Raw genomic sequence first — 14,423 nt, 5'->3', positions numbered from 1 at the left:
CGGGGCCCGGGAGGGGCGCTGTACCGGAATGCCACGTCACAGGGGTGCGTGACCTAAGGGGGGTATCCGGCGATCTACTTTTGATACCCCAATCGGGATACTTATGGCCCTGACCAGCAAAAAGAGGGGATCAAAAGGACGTTGTTGTAGAAATGTGATCTTGATAGCGTGTGGCGAGTCCCTTGGGTCAGGAAGTCCGCTCAGGCAGTCCTCGCGACCCCGGATCCAAGGCTCATGGTGGAAATAACCAACATCGACTAGAGGATCCTTTCAACACCGTGTCGCGCCTGCCCGCCCGCCCCGCCGCAGCAACCCGCACCCGTCGCCTCCTGGCGGCGCTCGCGTGCTCCACGCTCGCTCTCGCCTCCTGCCAGACCGATCGTCAGGGGCCCTCCGGCGAGGCCGCTGACTTGGACGCCGCCTGCTCCATCGCAGCGCCGGTATGGGATCCAGAGCACCCGGCGACCGAGCAGCTGCGTGCACACAGCCCCCAAGGCAGCTTCATGGCCGCCACCACGCATCCGCGGGCCACCCAGGCTGCCTGCACGGTCCTGGCGCAGGGCGGCACCGCCGCCGACGGCCTGGTCGCCGCCCAGGCGGTGCTGGGATTAGTGGAGCCGCAATCCTCCGGCCCGGGCGGCGGCGCGCTGGTGACCTACCGCGACGCCGCAAGCGGGAAGGTCAGCTCCTTTGACGCCACGGTCCACACCCTGGACAAAGACAGCTCCGTCTCCGGCGATGCCTCCTCCAACCTGCGCAGCGTAGGTGTGCCGCAGACCATGCGCCTGCTGGCCAGCCTGAACGCACAACTCGGCCACAAGCCGTTGAGCGAGCTGGTCGGCCCGGCAGTGCGGCTCGGTCGCGATGGGTTTGAAGCAAGCGACCGCCTTGCCCAGGCCATGAACTCCAACCAGCGGCCCTTCCGCAAGGGGCAGCCGGGGGCAGTGCTGCGCAACAAGGACGGCAAACGGCCCAATGCCGGAGACATCCTGCACAACGAGCCGTACGCGGACTTCCTGGAACGCTGGGCCGCGCAACCTCAGCTCAGCCCCGAGTTCGTGACGGATGCTGACAAGCAGATCCGGGACCAATCCGATGGCAAGCACTACGCCCAGCAGCTGGCGGCAGCCTGGGCCGAGCAGTCCGCGCAACCCATCGAGGCGGCCCCGGCGCTGTGCACGAGGGCGCTGGGAGCACACGTGTGCGGGCCAGGATCCACAGCCACCGGCATGATGGTCACCGCAGAGACCCTCAACATCGTGGACAAGCTGGACATCTCTCGCCTGGAACCCTATACCGACGGCGATACCCCCGTGGCGCGTTCCACCGCCGCACACCTCATCTCCGAGGCGGAGCGTGTGGCGTTTGCAGACGCGAACACCTGGATGGGCGATCCTAGCGTCAACCCGGAGCGCGCGGCGGCCTACGTGGATCAGGTCATCACCGATTCCGCCTATGCGCAATCGCGCAGCGAGGACATCGGCCAGGGCCGGGCGCAGGAATCCATTGCGCCCGCGGTCCTTGACGGCTTTGATGCCCAGGGCTACCGGGAATTCGAGGAGGAAGGCACCGCGCAGATCTCCGTGATGGATAAGTCCGGCAACGTCGCCTCTATGACCACGACCCTGCAGCGCAACTTTGGCTCCGGAATCATGGTCGACGGATTTTTCCTGAACAACTCGCTGGACAACTTCACCGCAGACGCCCACGAGGGCCAGCCCAACGCCCGGCAAGACGCCACCCGGCCCAAGACCTTGATGAATCCCGTGATCATGGAAGGCCCCGGGGCTAAGGTGACGGCGCTGGGCTCGCCCGGCGGGCGCAAGATCCCGTCCTACAACCTGAAAAACATCGTGGCCATCGCCGGGTGGGGGCTGAGCCCGGACGCGGCGATCGCCATGCCCAACTTTGGGGCAACGGGCCGCACCCAGGTCTACGCGGAATCGCAAACCGGACCCACCTCCGGGGGTCGCGATCTGCAGCATCAGGGCCTGCTGCAATCCAACCTGGAGGAGTGGGGACAAGAGGTCTCCGTAGACACCGCAGATAGCGGCGCGGGGATCGTCCAAAGCGACGCCGATGGGCTCTCGGGCGGAGCAGACGCCCGGCGTGGAGGCGCGGTGGTCGGCGGCTAAACCTCTGTGGCACCCCTGCGTGCATCTGTGCGTCTTCGCTTTTCTTCTTTCACCTTCGACCTGGACCCCAGGAGAACACTTTTCATGTTTGCTTTTTTGAGCCTGTCTACCGTCGCGGCTGCCACGGCCATGACCCGCTTTCACCTCAAGGAGCGTGCCCACCGGCAGCGGCTGGGGCGGCTGCACTACAACGTTCACGTCAACGGCATCCGCGGCAAGTCCACCGTCACCCGCATGATCGGCGGAATCATGCGGGAGGCGGGGCACCCGGCCATTGCTAAGACGACCGGAACCTACGCCTGCGTTATCGGCCCTGACGCCCAGGAGCATCCCATCCGGCGCACGGGCCCGGCGAACATCGCCGAGCAGTACCGCTTTGTCAAGGAGTGGATCAATGGGGACATCGATTCCCTGGTTGTTGAGTGCATGGCGGTCAAGCCGAAGTATCAGGACATCTGCCAGCAGACGATCCTGCGTTCTCCCATCACGGTGATTACTAACGTTCGGCTCGATCACCAGGAGGACATGGGCGACACCCTCGAGGAAATCGCCGCATCCCTGTGCAACACGGTTCCGGACTCGGGCATCGTTATTACCGGTGAGCGCAACCCGAAGCTGGTGGAGATCATCCGTCAACACGCCGAGGCCCGGCACAGCAGGCTCATTGTTGCCCAGGAGACCGAACTGTCTGCCTCGCTGGTAGACAAGTTCTCCTACCAGCAGTTCGAGGAAAACATCGCGGTGGCCCTGGCGGTCGCCGAGGCGCTGGGCATCGATTCGCGCACGGCCGTGCGCGGCATGCTCAAGGCAGCCCCGGACCCGGGAACCACGTCGGTGACCCGCATCGAGGACCATGACGCCACCGGGGATCACGGCGACACCATGTACTGGGTCCCGATGTTCGCGGTCAATGACTGGGAGTCCACCGTGCGCGTCTTCGATTCCGTCTCCGCATCGCGCCTGCCGCGGGATTGCCGGCGCGTGGTCGCGCTGAACAACCGGGCGGACCGCACCGATAGGGCCGCCATGTTCATTGACCTGGTCTCCCAGGACCTGCGCAATGAGATTGACCGAGTGGTCCTCTACGGAGACCTCCAAGAGGTGGTGCACCAGCGCCTGGTGGAGGAGGGCTTCCCCGAGGAGGAGATTGTTACCACCGCGGACCTGGACGAGCAGGCCAGCGGCCTGGAGCTGGTCAACCGCGCCCGCGACGGTTTTGGTGATGATGAGGTCGCCGTGTTCGGCATGGTCAACATCCACACCGATCACGTCACCGCCATGCGCTCGTACATCGACGATGTGCTCACCCACGACACGTCCGTTGCGGCCTCGCTAGATCGCGTCGGAGCCTAATTACAGCCAGAGAGACAGACACGACCATGATGACGCGCGTAGCCTTCGGCTCCTATGATTTCCTTGTTGACCTCTTCCACGTGACCTTCTTGGTCGGTCTGCTGGTCAGCTATCTGTACTTCCATCGCCGGCAGGTCTCTGTCGGGGGATCTTTGGCGGTGGGCTACCTCGCAGCCTCGCTGTACCGGCCCTGGAACGTGGTGTTCACCATCGCGGTGTCGCTGTTGGCCTGGGTGATCATCAAGTACGTGATCTTGAAGATTTGGCTGCCCCGGCCGCGCCAAATTTTTTCCATCGGCCTTGCCGTGGGTGTTGGCTGCGGTGGGCTGTGGGTGCTGGGCTCGTCGGTGCTGGCGGGGACGGCGTCGATAGGCGGAGTGGAGTTCGCCCTGATCGGCGTGATCGTTCCGGGGATGCTGTGCAACTCCCTGATCAAGCAGGGGGTTGCGCGCACGCTGGTGCCGTTGGCGTGGATGGTTCCGCTGACGGGGGCGGTGGGTCTGGCGCTGACGTGGCTGACCAGCGTGGTGCTGCCGCTGTCCCTGTCCGGGGCCATGTTTGGGGTTTCGGATCGCTCGAAGGGGTGGTTCTTTGGCATCGCCGCGGTGTCGGTGCTGCTGGCCATCCTGATTCAGGACGGGATGCTCAAGGACCTGCGGCTGCGCACGGGCGGATACATCACCGCCGGACTGTTGGTGGCTACCACCGTCCACCCGTTTTACCTGCTCATGCTGGTTGCGGCGACGGCTGTGGTGTACGTGATTTACACCTCCTATGCGCGGCGGGTGCCGTTGTTTGGCAAGGACCGCTTCTTAGTGTTGTGCCTGCTGTCCTTTGTCTCTGTGGTGGTGTTAGAGGCAGTGATCGTTGCCACGACGGGCCATCGGATGGGCGGCGCAGAAAACATCGTGTACTGCGTGTTGCCGGCGATTATGGCCAATGATGTGATCCAGCATGGCATCAAGCGCACGGGACTGGGCTTGGGACTTTCCCTGGCTGCATGCGCGGTGGTGGCGGCACCGTTCTATTTCGTGTTGCACCGCTGAGTCTACGATGGAGTCCATGTCTGGCACTCGAGCATTGTTAACCCCCGGCAAGCCCACCCCGATCCGCCACGTTCCGGACGCCATCGCGCGCCCCGAATACGCGTGGAAGGACGAGGTGCAAGAAAACGTCGGCGAGCCTTTTGTCCAGACCCCAGAGGTCATTGAGGCCATGCGCGAGGCCTCCACCATCGCGGCCAACGCCCTCGCGGCGGCCGGTGCCGCGGTGGCCCCTGGAGTCACCACCGATGAGGTCGACCGGGTGGCCCATGAATACATGTGTGATCATGGCGCGTACCCCTCCACCCTGGGCTACCGCCATTTCCCTAAGTCCTGCTGCGTGTCCCTCAATGAGATTGTGTGCCATGGTATTCCGGATACCACGGTGATTCAGGACGGGGACATTGTCAATATTGATGTCACGGCGTTCAAGAATGGTGTGCATGGGGATACAAATGCCACCTTCTTGGCGGGCAACGTCTCGGAGGAGCATCGCCTGCTGGTTGAGCGCACCCGGGAGGCCACGCTACGGGGCATTAAGGTGGCAAAACCGGGCCGGGAAATCAACGTCATTGGGCGGGTTATTGAGGCCTATGCGCACCGCTTTGGCTACTCGGTGGTCACGGACTTCACCGGCCACGGCGTGGGGCCTACGTTCCACAACGGCCTGGTGGTGCTGCATTATGATTCTGATGCCTACCGGGATGTCCTGGAACCCGGCATGACGTTGACCGTGGAACCCATGCTCAATATCGGCGGGCTGGATTATCGGATTTGGGATGACGGCTGGACCGTGCAAAACACCGATGGCGGATTCTCCGCACAGTTCGAGCACACCATTGTGATCACCGAGGACGGTAATGAAATTCTTACCGTCCCCGATGGCGGGTTGCTTTAGTCATCAAAGTCGAGCCCGAGGAGCGCGTTTTCAATGACCTCGGGCAGCGCCGGATGAATCCAATATTGCCCGCGCGCTGCCTGGGGAACGGGAATATCAAAGGCCATCATCGTGATGGCTTCTTGGATGAGCGTGGAGGCCTGCGGGCCTATGATGTGGGCGCCGAGTAGCCGGCGGGTCGACCGATCGGCGATGAGCTTGACCACGCCCGTGGTGTCTTCCAGGCCCCAGCCGTAGGCCACATCGCCGAAGGTCTGGACCTTGGTGGTCACCGTGTGGCCCTGCTCGCGCGCCTCCTTTTCGGTCATCCCCACGGTGGCGATCTGCGGGTGGGTAAACACGGCGGAGGGCACGTGTGCGTGCGGAAGCTCGCGGAGCTGATCGGGGTGGAGCAGGTTGTGCGCGATGGTGCGGGCCTCCGCGTTCGCTACATGCTTGAGCATGTAGGGGGAGGAGACGTCGCCCAGCGCCCACACTCCAGCAACAGTGGTGCGCCCATACTTATCGACGCCCACCCGGTCACCGTCGAGTGCGATCCCTGCCGCTTCCAGCCCGAGCCTATCGGCATTGGGCGTGCGTCCGGTTGCCACCAGGATCTCATCGGCGTGCACCTGCGTGGTCGCCCCCGTGGAGTCCTCCACGGTTGCCGTGATGCGTCCGTCTGAGCTGCTTAGCTGCGTAATCGAGCTGTTGAAGCGGATGTCCCATTGGTCGGCCGCCAGCTGAGTGAAGCGCTCGGAGATCTCCGCGTCGAGGTGCTTGAGCAACCGGTCGGAGCGGTTAATCACCGTCACAGTGGTACCCAGCGCGGAAAAGACGTGGGCAAATTCCATGGCAATAAATCCGCCACCGACGATGATGAGGTCCTTGGGCTGGCGCGGCAGCCGCATGATGTCCTCGTTGGTGCGGTAGGTGACCCCAGAATTAGCAATCACCGGGGGGATAGTGGGACGCGAGCCGGCGGCGATGACAATATTATCCCCGGAAATCGTGCAGGTCTGGCCACCCTGGGCAGTGCGCAGCGTGTGGGGACCAACAAATTCGGCGTGCCCATCGTACACATCGGTATTGGGGGTCTCCGGGCCGCGACGGTACTTCTCGCCGCCAGCCGCGATGGGATCAATGCGCTGGGCAAACACGCGGTCGACGATCCCCGGCCAATCGACCCGATCCACGTGCGCATGCACACCCAGTCGCTCTCCCTCGCGGACACTCTGCGCGGTCTCGGCGGCAAGCACATACATTTTGGTGGGGATGCACCCGACGTTGAGGCAGGTTCCCCCGAAAACTCCTTCCTCAACGATGGCAATGGACTTGTCGTCCCATTCCGGGCTGGGAATAGAGTTTCCCGAGCCCGTGCCAAGGATGATGAGGTCATAGTGCTTATCTGCGGTAGCTCCCATGGACGGTGACGCGGCCTTTCTTTCTTAGATGGCTAGTTTGTTGCTATCTGATGGCGGGTGCGAGCTGCTGGTCGGTCAACCACTCGTAGGTTGCCCCAAAGGCATCCTCCAGGGCGAGCGGCATGGACAAAAACACATCATGGCGCGCCCCATCAACGGTATGGACCGTGACGTCATTGCCCAAAACGCGGGCGCGCCGGCGAATCGCGGAGACATCAAGGACCGTATCGGAGGAGTCGGCGGTCGGGGCGTAATCCTGGCCCAGCCAGGATTGGTGGGAGACTAACACCAGGATGGGCAAGGTGAGATCGGAGTGGAGGCGCAGGTGATCCTGGCCGGCAAAAATCGCGTGGAGCCATCCGAATCTGCGGGTGTGCCCGCCACGTGGTTTGAGCCGAAGGTCAAAGTCCCACTGCCCATGAAAATCTCGGTGAATCGAATCGACGTAGGTCGTTCGGCCCGCCCGGGGTTGGGGCACCGGAAGGCTTGGGGCAACTCGTCCCAGTGTTGCGGCGCCGATGCGTGCCAGCAGGGTCATGGTTGGCGGGAATTGCATGGCCAGCCAGGGGCTATTGAGGATCATGGCGCTGATGCGTCCGTAGAGCGCAGAGTCACTGTCTGCGATGTGGTTGAGCCACAGCGCCGTAATAAGGCCCCCGGTGGAGTGGGCGAGCGGGATGACGCTCGGGTGGTCGTGGGCGATGATGCGGGTGGCGCGGGTGAGATCGGGGAAATACCGCGCGAGGGAGTGAGCGTCATGCCAGCGTTGCCCGGGCTGGTGGGAACGCCCGCTTTTGCGCAGATCGACGGCGTAGAAGGCGAAGCCGCGCTCGTGAAAGTAGCGGGCCACGTGTTCGTGGAAGAAGTAGTCATCAAGGCCGTGCACCCACAGCAGAGCCGGCCGGTGGAAGAAGCTGCGTGGCGCGGAGTTCGGGTGGGGCAGGTAGCGCACCACGGTGGCCAGGACCGTGCCCTGGCCCTCTGGATCGGTGCCTAGGTCAATGATGGCGTGTTGAAAGTCCGGGCCGAGCAGGTCTGGTCTCCATTGCGCCGCCGGGTTGTGGCTGGCAGAGGTGCCGGACGGCCTCTGCGGGGAGCCGCTAGCAAGCGATGAGAATTCAAAACGGCGCATAGCTGCCAAGCCTAGTCGGACGGTGCGGGGCGTGTGGTGGGCCAAAAATCTGCCATTTCGGGTGCTTATATGCCGTCTTTTGGACGGTGCAGGGCACGGTTGAAGGGGGATGGGGGTGAAACGGGGGTTTAAGGGGACAATGCGCGGGTCCTAGCGTCGCTGGGGTGGGGCAGGGCGAGAGCACAGACAGGAGCGGGGGTAGGCGGGGGTAGTCTTCAGATGTCCGTTCTTTGGTTGGATCTTCGGGCCTTTTCCGGTTTCTCTCGGTCGCGCGCACGCCCACAGCGTAAGGTTGTGGAAGCCGGTAATGGGCGGTGCTTTGACCCGGCGTGGCTGAACGCGCCAGACGGCGCGCTACGCTGCGCTCAGCGAGAACGCCACCGCGTTTCTTTTACGGGTGACCCCGAACTATCGGGCCCGACAGCAACCTGGAGAAGTGGAACGCCGGCCCCCACCGGGGGTGCGCGGCGTGAGACAAAGAAGGAAAAGACGACAAGTGCCTGATACTACGAAGATCACTGACGAGGTCGACGTTGCACTCATCGGCGCGGGAATCATGAGCGCCACGCTGGGTGCCATGCTGCGCGAGCTTGCGCCGGAATGGAGCCAGCTCATCCTCGAGCGCCTGGACGCGCCAGCGGAGGAGTCCTCCTCGCCATGGAACAATGCCGGCACGGGGCACTCCGCGCTGTGTGAGCAAAACTACACCCCGGAAAAAAACGGCAAGATTGATATTTCTAAAGCCGTTGGCATCAATGAGAAGTTCCAGGTAACCCGCCAGTTCTGGTCCCACCAGGTAGAAAATGGTGTGCTGACCAACCCGCGGGAATTTATCAATCCCGTCCCGCACGTGTCCCTAGCGCAGGGCCACGAGCAGGTGGATTTCCTGCGGCGCCGCTTCGACGTGTTGAGCAAGCAGGCGCTGTTTCCGGGGATGCAGTTTACGGATGACCCGGAGGTGTTCTCAGAAAAGCTGCCGCTGATGGGGCGGGGGAGGGACTTCTCAGAAAAGGTCGCCATCTCCTGGACCAACGTCGGAACGGATATCAACTATGGCGCCTTAACTCGCCAGTTCCTTAATGCCGCTCAGCAGGCTGGCACCGTCATCCGCTACGGCACAGAGGTGCGCAACATCAAGCGGGAGGGCACGGGCTGGAAGATCACCTCCCGCAACGTGCATACCGGGGATCTGACCACGGTGCGCGCCAAGTTCGTCTTCGTGGGGGCGGGCGGCTACGCCCTGGATCTGTTGCGCAAGGCTGGGGTCTCTGAGGTTCGTGGCATTGCCGGTTTCCCCATCTCTGGGCTGTGGCTGCGCTGCACCAATGAGGAACTGATTAATCAGCACCAGGCGAAGGTGTATGGAAAGGCGCGGGTGGGGGCCCCGCCGATGTCCGTTCCGCACTTGGACACCCGCGTCATTGACGGCAAGCGAGGTCTGCTGTTTGGCCCCTATGGCGGCTGGAGCCCGAAGTTCCTCAAGCAGGGCTCGTACCTGGACCTGTTCAAGTCGATTCGCCCGGATAACATCCCGTCCTACTTGGGCGTGGCGGTCCAGGAGTTTGGGCTGACCAAGTATCTGGTCTCTGAGGTGGTCAAGAACTTTGACCAGCGGATGGATACCTTGCGCGAGTACATGCCCGAGGCTGACGGCAAGGACTGGGAGCTGGTGGTTGCCGGCCAGCGCGTGCAGGTCATCCAGCCTGCTCCCGCGCCGCGTTTCGGTTCGCTGGAGTTTGGTACCGCCGTGGTCAATAGCGCTGATGGCTCAATTGCTGGCCTGTTGGGTGCCTCCCCGGGAGCGTCTATTGCTCCGGCGGCGATGGTGGAGCTGCTGGAGCGCTGCTTCGGCGAGAACATGATCGATTGGGCGGACAAGCTCTATGAGATGATCCCCTCCTATGGTCGGAAGCTCTCCGGCGATCCTGAGCGTTTCCAGCAGATATGGGAGCGCACGCAAAAGACTCTGCGCCTTGACGGGGACAACGCCGTCGAGCTGTAGGTTTGGTGCCTCAGGTTGAGGGGTCTCTACGATAGAAGCGTGATTGCCCCTCAGCCGAATCCCAGTGACGATGATGCTGTGCTGCCCGAATCTCCCGGGGATGCACACCAGGTGGCAGGCGGGGGGACTGTCACTCTCGTCGGCGGGGGGCCGGGTGCCTGGGACCTCATGACGGTACGGGCCTTGCGGGCTTTAGAGTCTGCGGAGGTGATTCTGGCCGATCATCTGGGGCCGGGCAGCCAGCTTGAGCAGTGTGTGGATCTTTCGGACAAGCTGGTCATTGATGTCTCCAAGATGCCCTATGGCAAGCAGGTGAGCCAGGAGCGCATCAACGAGCTGCTCATCGAGCATGCTCGGGCAGGCCGCAGGGTTGTCCGCCTCAAGGGCGGGGACCCCTTTGTGTTTGGTCGCGGTTTTGAGGAGTGGGTGGCCTGCGCCGCAGCGGGGGTGGAATGCCACGTCGTCCCCGGTGTGACCAGTGCGGTGGCGGTTCCCGGATTGGCGCAAGTCCCGGTGACTCAGCGTGGCGTGGTCCACGCTTTTACTGTGGTCTCAGGCCATGTTCCCCCGGGGGATCCGCGCAGCAAGGTCGACTGGGCGGCGTTGGCTGCCAGTGGGGCCACGCTGGCGATCATCATGGGGGTGCGCCATATTGCGGCGATTGCGGACACGCTGATTGCCGCGGGGCTGGATCCGGATATGCCGGCGGCTGCTATTCAGGATGGTTCCTTGTCGCAACAGCGGATGGTGCGCTCGACGGTGGCGCGCGTGGCAGCAGATATGCGCGAGGCAGAGCTGGGTTCTCCTGCGGTCATCGTCATCGGCGAGGTCGCCGGTTTGACCTTGCCGGGAGCTTAGGTCTTTTTCAGCCCTGGGGATGAGGTGACCGGTGCGCAGCGCCGGTAGTGTTGGGGGTCATGTCCGTGCCTTCATCCTCGACTTCTGCGCCGCGTGACGGTGGTGTGGCCCAGACGTGGATGCAACGGTGGGTCGGTCCGTGGTGGGTGGTCAGCGCGGTGGTCATTATCGCGCTGGTGTGCACGGTGGGGGCAACATCTGCGAATGTTGATGCTGCTTCGCCGGTGGAGATGGTGTGGACGGCGGTGGCCGTGCCGGTCATCGTGGTGGCTGTGCTGCTGAACAAGCGTTTTCCGCAGGGCTCGGTGGTTGTTGTTGGGGCGGCGCTGACGCTTGCTTTGTGCGATGCGTCACTGCGGACCCATACCCTTCCGCCTTTGTGCGTGTCCTGGGCGGCGTGGGCTGTTGCGTTTCGGTGCAGCGCCCGGTGGCGAAGGTTTTTTGCCACGTGGATGGTGGCGGGGGTCCTTACGGCGTTGGGGTTGCAGGTTGCGGCGACCCGGCAGTATTTGGAGTTGGAGTTTTCTGCCGGGGTGCTTGTTGCCGCGCTGCTGGATATGGGCTTCTTTTGGCTGTTGGGCCGCACGATGCGTCGGCGTCGGGAAGATCTTGCGGCTTTGCGGGCGAAGGCGGAGCTGGCCGGGGTGTTGGAGCGCACCCGCATTGCGCGCGAGATGCATGACATTGTGGCCCATTCGCTGTCTGGGGTCATTGCGGTGGCGGATGGTGCGCGGTTTGCGGCGGCGAAGAATCCCGATGTTGCGGTGGAGGCGTTGGCCACGATTTCGGAGGCCTCGCGCCAGGCGTTGGGGCAGATGCGGGGGTTGTTGTCGGTGCTGCGGGAGGATTCTCCGCGTCAGACGCATTCGGCTCCGGGGGTGGCAGAGCTTGCCTCCTTGGTCACTGATGCGCAGCGTGCCGGTCTTGTGGTGGAGGTCACGGGGTTGGATACGGTGCCGCGGCAGCTTCCGGAGTTGACGCAGTTGACGGTGTATCGCACATTGCAGGAGTTGTTGACCAACATGCTGCGCTATGCCACAGCGCGCTCGGGCCAGATTCACATTGATGGGTCGGGCAACCCCATTCGCATTGAGTCGCGCAACGGCGTGGCACCGCCGGCTCGACAGGACGGTTCTGGTTTTGGTTTGGTGGGGATGCGCGAGCGGGTGCGCGCCGGGGGTGGGCGTGTGACTACACAGCGCACGGAGGATGAGTTTGTGGTGATTGCGGAGGTTGCGTGGTGATTCGCGTTGGGCTTGTGGACGATCAGCCGCTGGTACGTGCCGGTTTTGCGCTGCTGCTGGGTTCTCAGGACGATCTGACGGTCTCGTGGCAGGTAGATGATGGTGACCAGGTCCCGGCTCAGGGTCCGGTGGACGTGGTGCTCATGGATGTTCAGATGGCGCGGGTGGACGGCATTAGCGCTACCCGTGAGTTGTTGGCCCGCGATGAGCATGTCCGCGTGATCATGCTCACCACCTTTGATGATGAGGACTTTGTCAGCGGGGCTATCGACGCCGGTGCGAGCGGCTTCCTGCTCAAGGATGCGCGCCCAGAGGAGCTTCTCGACGCCGTCCGGGTCGTCCATTCCGGTGAGGCGGTCCTCGCCCCACGGGTCACCGCTCGCGTGCTCCACCGCATGCGCCAGCCCCCGGATCAGCCCGGCATGCAGCGCGGGGGCGTGGATGTGCTCAAGGAGCTGACGGTTCGGGAGCGCGAGATTCTCACCCTCATTGCGTTGGGGCTGAATAATGAAGAGATTGCGGACCGCGAATATGTGTCTATGGCCACGGTGAAGACCCACGTGCGCCACATCTTGATGAAGACCGCCAGCCGGGACCGGGTGCAGGCGGTACTCACGGCGTTTCGCAGCGGCCTGGTCACTCAGGACCAACTGTTGTCTCATCCCCAGGGCTGAGGGCCAAAGATCACCCCGTAGGCCGATGACCAGGAATGATTCGGCCGCGATGATGGGGTCATGCTCATCATCGATTCCCTTTCCAAGACGTACGGCAAGCGGCCCGCGGTCCGTGACCTTTCCTTTAGCGTTCCCAACGGACAGGTCACCGGCTTTTTGGGCCCCAACGGCGCCGGCAAATCCACCACCATGCGCATGATCCTCGGCCTAGAGGCGGCGGACGCCGGAACCGCCACCTTTGATGGCGAATCGCTGCGCCGTCACGTTCGCCCGGCACAGGTCGCCGGGGCGTTGCTCGACGCCACCTGGTTCCACCCGGGGCGCTCCGCGTGGAATCACATCAAGGCCATGGCAGACTTGCAGGGCGTCCCCGACAAGCGGGTGGCCCAGGTGCTGGAGCAGGTGGGTATTGCAGACGCCGCTCACAAGCGAGTGGGGTCCTTCTCGCTGGGTATGCGCCAGCGCTTCGGCCTGGCATGCGCCCTGTTGTCTGACCCGGACCACGTCCTGCTCGACGAACCCGTCAATGGGTTGGACCCGGCCGGCGTGCAGTGGATGCGCGGATTGATCGACTCGCTGGCCCAGGAGGGCAAGGCCGTGTTGGTCTCCTCCCACCTGCTCGGCGAGATGCAGGCCGTGGCGGACCGGCTGGTGGTCATCGGCAAAGGGGCCCTCATCCATGAAGGCACCTTGGACGAGTTCCTGGCCGGCGCGGGCCACGAGGGCGTGGAGGCCGAGGTCTCGGACCCAGAGACCCTGGTGGCGGCGCTGCTGCAGCGCGGGATTGCGGCGCGCCGGGAGCAGGAACGAGTAGTTGTCGATGGCGCGATGAGCCCCAGGGACGTCGGCACGCTGTGTAGCCAGCTGGGCATCGCGGTGTTTAACCTCACGCGCCGCGAGCACAGCCTGGAGGAGGCCTTCTTCCAGGCCACCGGCGAATCGGTGGAGTTCGTGGCCAAATGATTCCCACCATGACCGCGCAGGCGCGGCTGGTCTGGAGCCTGCGCACAACCAAGTTGTTTGCGGTCCTCATCCTCGCCGTGCTGGCCGGGGGCTGTTGGAACAACGTGGCGCAAACCGCCCAGGGGGCAGAAGCCGATGTCACGGACCTGTTCATCTTCGCCGATTTTGCCTTGGTGGCCATCGTCTTCGCGGCGGGTCTGCTGGCCGGGGCGGACTGGGCCCACCGATCGGTGTCGTGGGAGTCTCTTTCCTCCCCGCACCGCGCGCGCCACGGTGTGGTTCGCGCCGGGATCATCACCCTAGGTGCGCTGCTGGTAGCCACGCTAGGCGTGGTGCTCGCCATCGGTGGCGTTGTGGCCGTAGGTGGCCGGCTGAGCACCGACGCCGGGGCGTTTGCCTCCTGGGCGGCACTGCCGTACGGCACGTGGCTGCTCGGGGCGGTGCTGGCGGCGCTGCTCGCACCGGTGCTGGGGCGGGCACTGGCCATCGGGCTGGTGATCGGCGACCTGGTGGTCATCGAGCCGCACCTGGACAACCTCGACGCCCCGTGGATGCACACAATAGCCGCCTATTTCCCCTGGCACACGCTGGCGCGGGCCTGCCAGGCGACGTCCTGGCAGCAGGTCGTCGGGCCGGTGGCATGGCTGGGGATCATCCTTGGCGTGGTGCTCGCCGTCCACGTGGTGGTCCTGCACCGCCGCAGCATCAATTAGCACTC

At 63.8% G+C, this 14,423-nt stretch carries 12 protein-coding genes; 10 read left to right on the top strand and 2 right to left on the bottom strand.

Annotated features, from left to right (window positions below):
* Positions 1 to 278: 278 nt before the first annotated feature.
* The 4 genes from LH390_RS07000 (at position 279) to map (ending at position 5,429) form a co-directional block, all read left to right on the top strand.
* Positions 279 to 2,135 (top strand): gamma-glutamyltransferase, encoded by a 1,857-nt coding sequence (locus LH390_RS07000; protein WP_227281993.1) that lies wholly within the window; start codon positions 279 to 281, stop codon positions 2,133 to 2,135.
* Between the two features lie 84 nt (positions 2,136 to 2,219).
* On the top strand, positions 2,220 to 3,488 hold the full coding sequence (gene pgsB, locus LH390_RS06995; protein WP_227281994.1) for a poly-gamma-glutamate synthase PgsB: 1,269 nt from the start codon (positions 2,220 to 2,222) through the stop codon (positions 3,486 to 3,488).
* Positions 3,489 to 3,514: 26 nt separating this feature from the next.
* Positions 3,515 to 4,534 (top strand): poly-gamma-glutamate biosynthesis protein PgsC/CapC, encoded by a 1,020-nt coding sequence (locus LH390_RS06990; RefSeq protein ID WP_227337355.1) that lies wholly within the window; start codon positions 3,515 to 3,517, stop codon positions 4,532 to 4,534.
* A gap of 7 nt (positions 4,535 to 4,541) precedes the next feature.
* Positions 4,542 to 5,429, top strand: a complete 888-nt coding sequence (map, locus tag LH390_RS06985) for a type I methionyl aminopeptidase (RefSeq protein WP_227281996.1) — start codon at positions 4,542 to 4,544, stop codon at positions 5,427 to 5,429.
* On the opposite strand, the gene mtr is transcribed toward map, so the two are convergent.
* Both mtr and LH390_RS06975 read right to left on the bottom strand, forming a co-directional pair.
* Complete coding sequence (mtr, locus tag LH390_RS06980; protein ID WP_227281997.1) at positions 5,426 to 6,832, bottom strand: mycothione reductase; 1,407 nt, start codon at positions 6,830 to 6,832, stop codon at positions 5,426 to 5,428. The two genes, map and mtr, sit on opposite strands and share 4 nt — an antisense overlap.
* Positions 6,833 to 6,875: 43 nt before the next feature.
* Positions 6,876 to 7,964, bottom strand: coding sequence for a serine aminopeptidase domain-containing protein (locus tag LH390_RS06975; RefSeq protein WP_227281998.1), 1,089 nt, complete (start codon positions 7,962 to 7,964; stop codon positions 6,876 to 6,878).
* A gap of 496 nt (positions 7,965 to 8,460) precedes the next feature.
* Between LH390_RS06975 and mqo the strand changes: the two genes are divergently transcribed.
* The 6 genes from mqo to LH390_RS06945 all read left to right on the top strand — a co-directional run bounded on the left by mqo (position 8,461) and on the right by LH390_RS06945 (position 14,418).
* The gene (gene mqo / locus LH390_RS06970; protein WP_227281999.1) at positions 8,461 to 9,966 is read left to right on the top strand and encodes a malate dehydrogenase (quinone); all 1,506 of its coding nucleotides are present in this window, start codon (positions 8,461 to 8,463) and stop codon (positions 9,964 to 9,966) included.
* A 168-nt stretch (positions 9,967 to 10,134) separates the two neighbouring features.
* Positions 10,135 to 10,824, top strand: a complete 690-nt coding sequence (cobA, locus tag LH390_RS06965; protein WP_249214547.1) for a uroporphyrinogen-III C-methyltransferase — start codon at positions 10,135 to 10,137, stop codon at positions 10,822 to 10,824.
* A 59-nt stretch (positions 10,825 to 10,883) separates the two neighbouring features.
* Positions 10,884 to 12,068, top strand: coding sequence for a sensor histidine kinase (locus tag LH390_RS06960; RefSeq protein WP_227282001.1), 1,185 nt, complete (start codon positions 10,884 to 10,886; stop codon positions 12,066 to 12,068).
* Positions 12,065 to 12,742, top strand: coding sequence for a response regulator transcription factor (locus LH390_RS06955; RefSeq protein ID WP_227282585.1), 678 nt, complete (start codon positions 12,065 to 12,067; stop codon positions 12,740 to 12,742). The genes LH390_RS06960 and LH390_RS06955 overlap by 4 nt, the downstream gene beginning before the upstream one ends.
* A 60-nt stretch (positions 12,743 to 12,802) precedes the next feature.
* Positions 12,803 to 13,705, top strand: a complete 903-nt coding sequence (locus LH390_RS06950; RefSeq protein ID WP_227282002.1) for an ABC transporter ATP-binding protein — start codon at positions 12,803 to 12,805, stop codon at positions 13,703 to 13,705.
* A complete protein-coding gene (locus LH390_RS06945; protein WP_227337354.1) occupies positions 13,702 to 14,418 on the top strand; it encodes a hypothetical protein in 717 nt (238 codons plus the stop codon). The genes LH390_RS06950 and LH390_RS06945 overlap by 4 nt, the downstream gene beginning before the upstream one ends.
* The last annotated feature ends 5 nt before the right edge of the window (positions 14,419 to 14,423 follow it).

This window comes from Corynebacterium uberis, assembly GCF_020616335.1.
Lineage (GTDB): Bacteria > Actinomycetota > Actinomycetes > Mycobacteriales > Mycobacteriaceae > Corynebacterium > Corynebacterium uberis.
The sequence above is the reverse complement of the archived record's forward strand: the minus strand, read 5'-3'. Positions and strand labels throughout refer to the sequence as shown.

Excerpts from the sequence above, each read along its gene's own strand:
- pgsB (WP_227281994.1), top strand. The coding sequence starts at position 2,220 with ATGTTTGCTTTTTTGAGCCTGTCTACCGTCGCGGCTGCCACGGCCATG.
- LH390_RS06990 (WP_227337355.1), top strand. The coding sequence starts at position 3,515 with ATGATGACGCGCGTAGCCTTCGGCTCCTATGATTTCCTTGTTGACCTC.
- map (WP_227281996.1), top strand. The coding sequence starts at position 4,542 with ATGGAGTCCATGTCTGGCACTCGAGCATTGTTAACCCCCGGCAAGCCC.
- mtr (WP_227281997.1), bottom strand. The coding sequence starts at position 6,832 with ATGGGAGCTACCGCAGATAAGCACTATGACCTCATCATCCTTGGCACG.
- LH390_RS06975 (WP_227281998.1), bottom strand. The coding sequence starts at position 7,964 with ATGCGCCGTTTTGAATTCTCATCGCTTGCTAGCGGCTCCCCGCAGAGG.
- cobA (WP_249214547.1), top strand. The coding sequence starts at position 10,135 with ATGACGGTACGGGCCTTGCGGGCTTTAGAGTCTGCGGAGGTGATTCTG.
- LH390_RS06960 (WP_227282001.1), top strand. The coding sequence starts at position 10,884 with ATGTCCGTGCCTTCATCCTCGACTTCTGCGCCGCGTGACGGTGGTGTG.
- LH390_RS06950 (WP_227282002.1), top strand. The coding sequence starts at position 12,803 with ATGCTCATCATCGATTCCCTTTCCAAGACGTACGGCAAGCGGCCCGCG.
- LH390_RS06945 (WP_227337354.1), top strand. The coding sequence starts at position 13,702 with ATGATTCCCACCATGACCGCGCAGGCGCGGCTGGTCTGGAGCCTGCGC.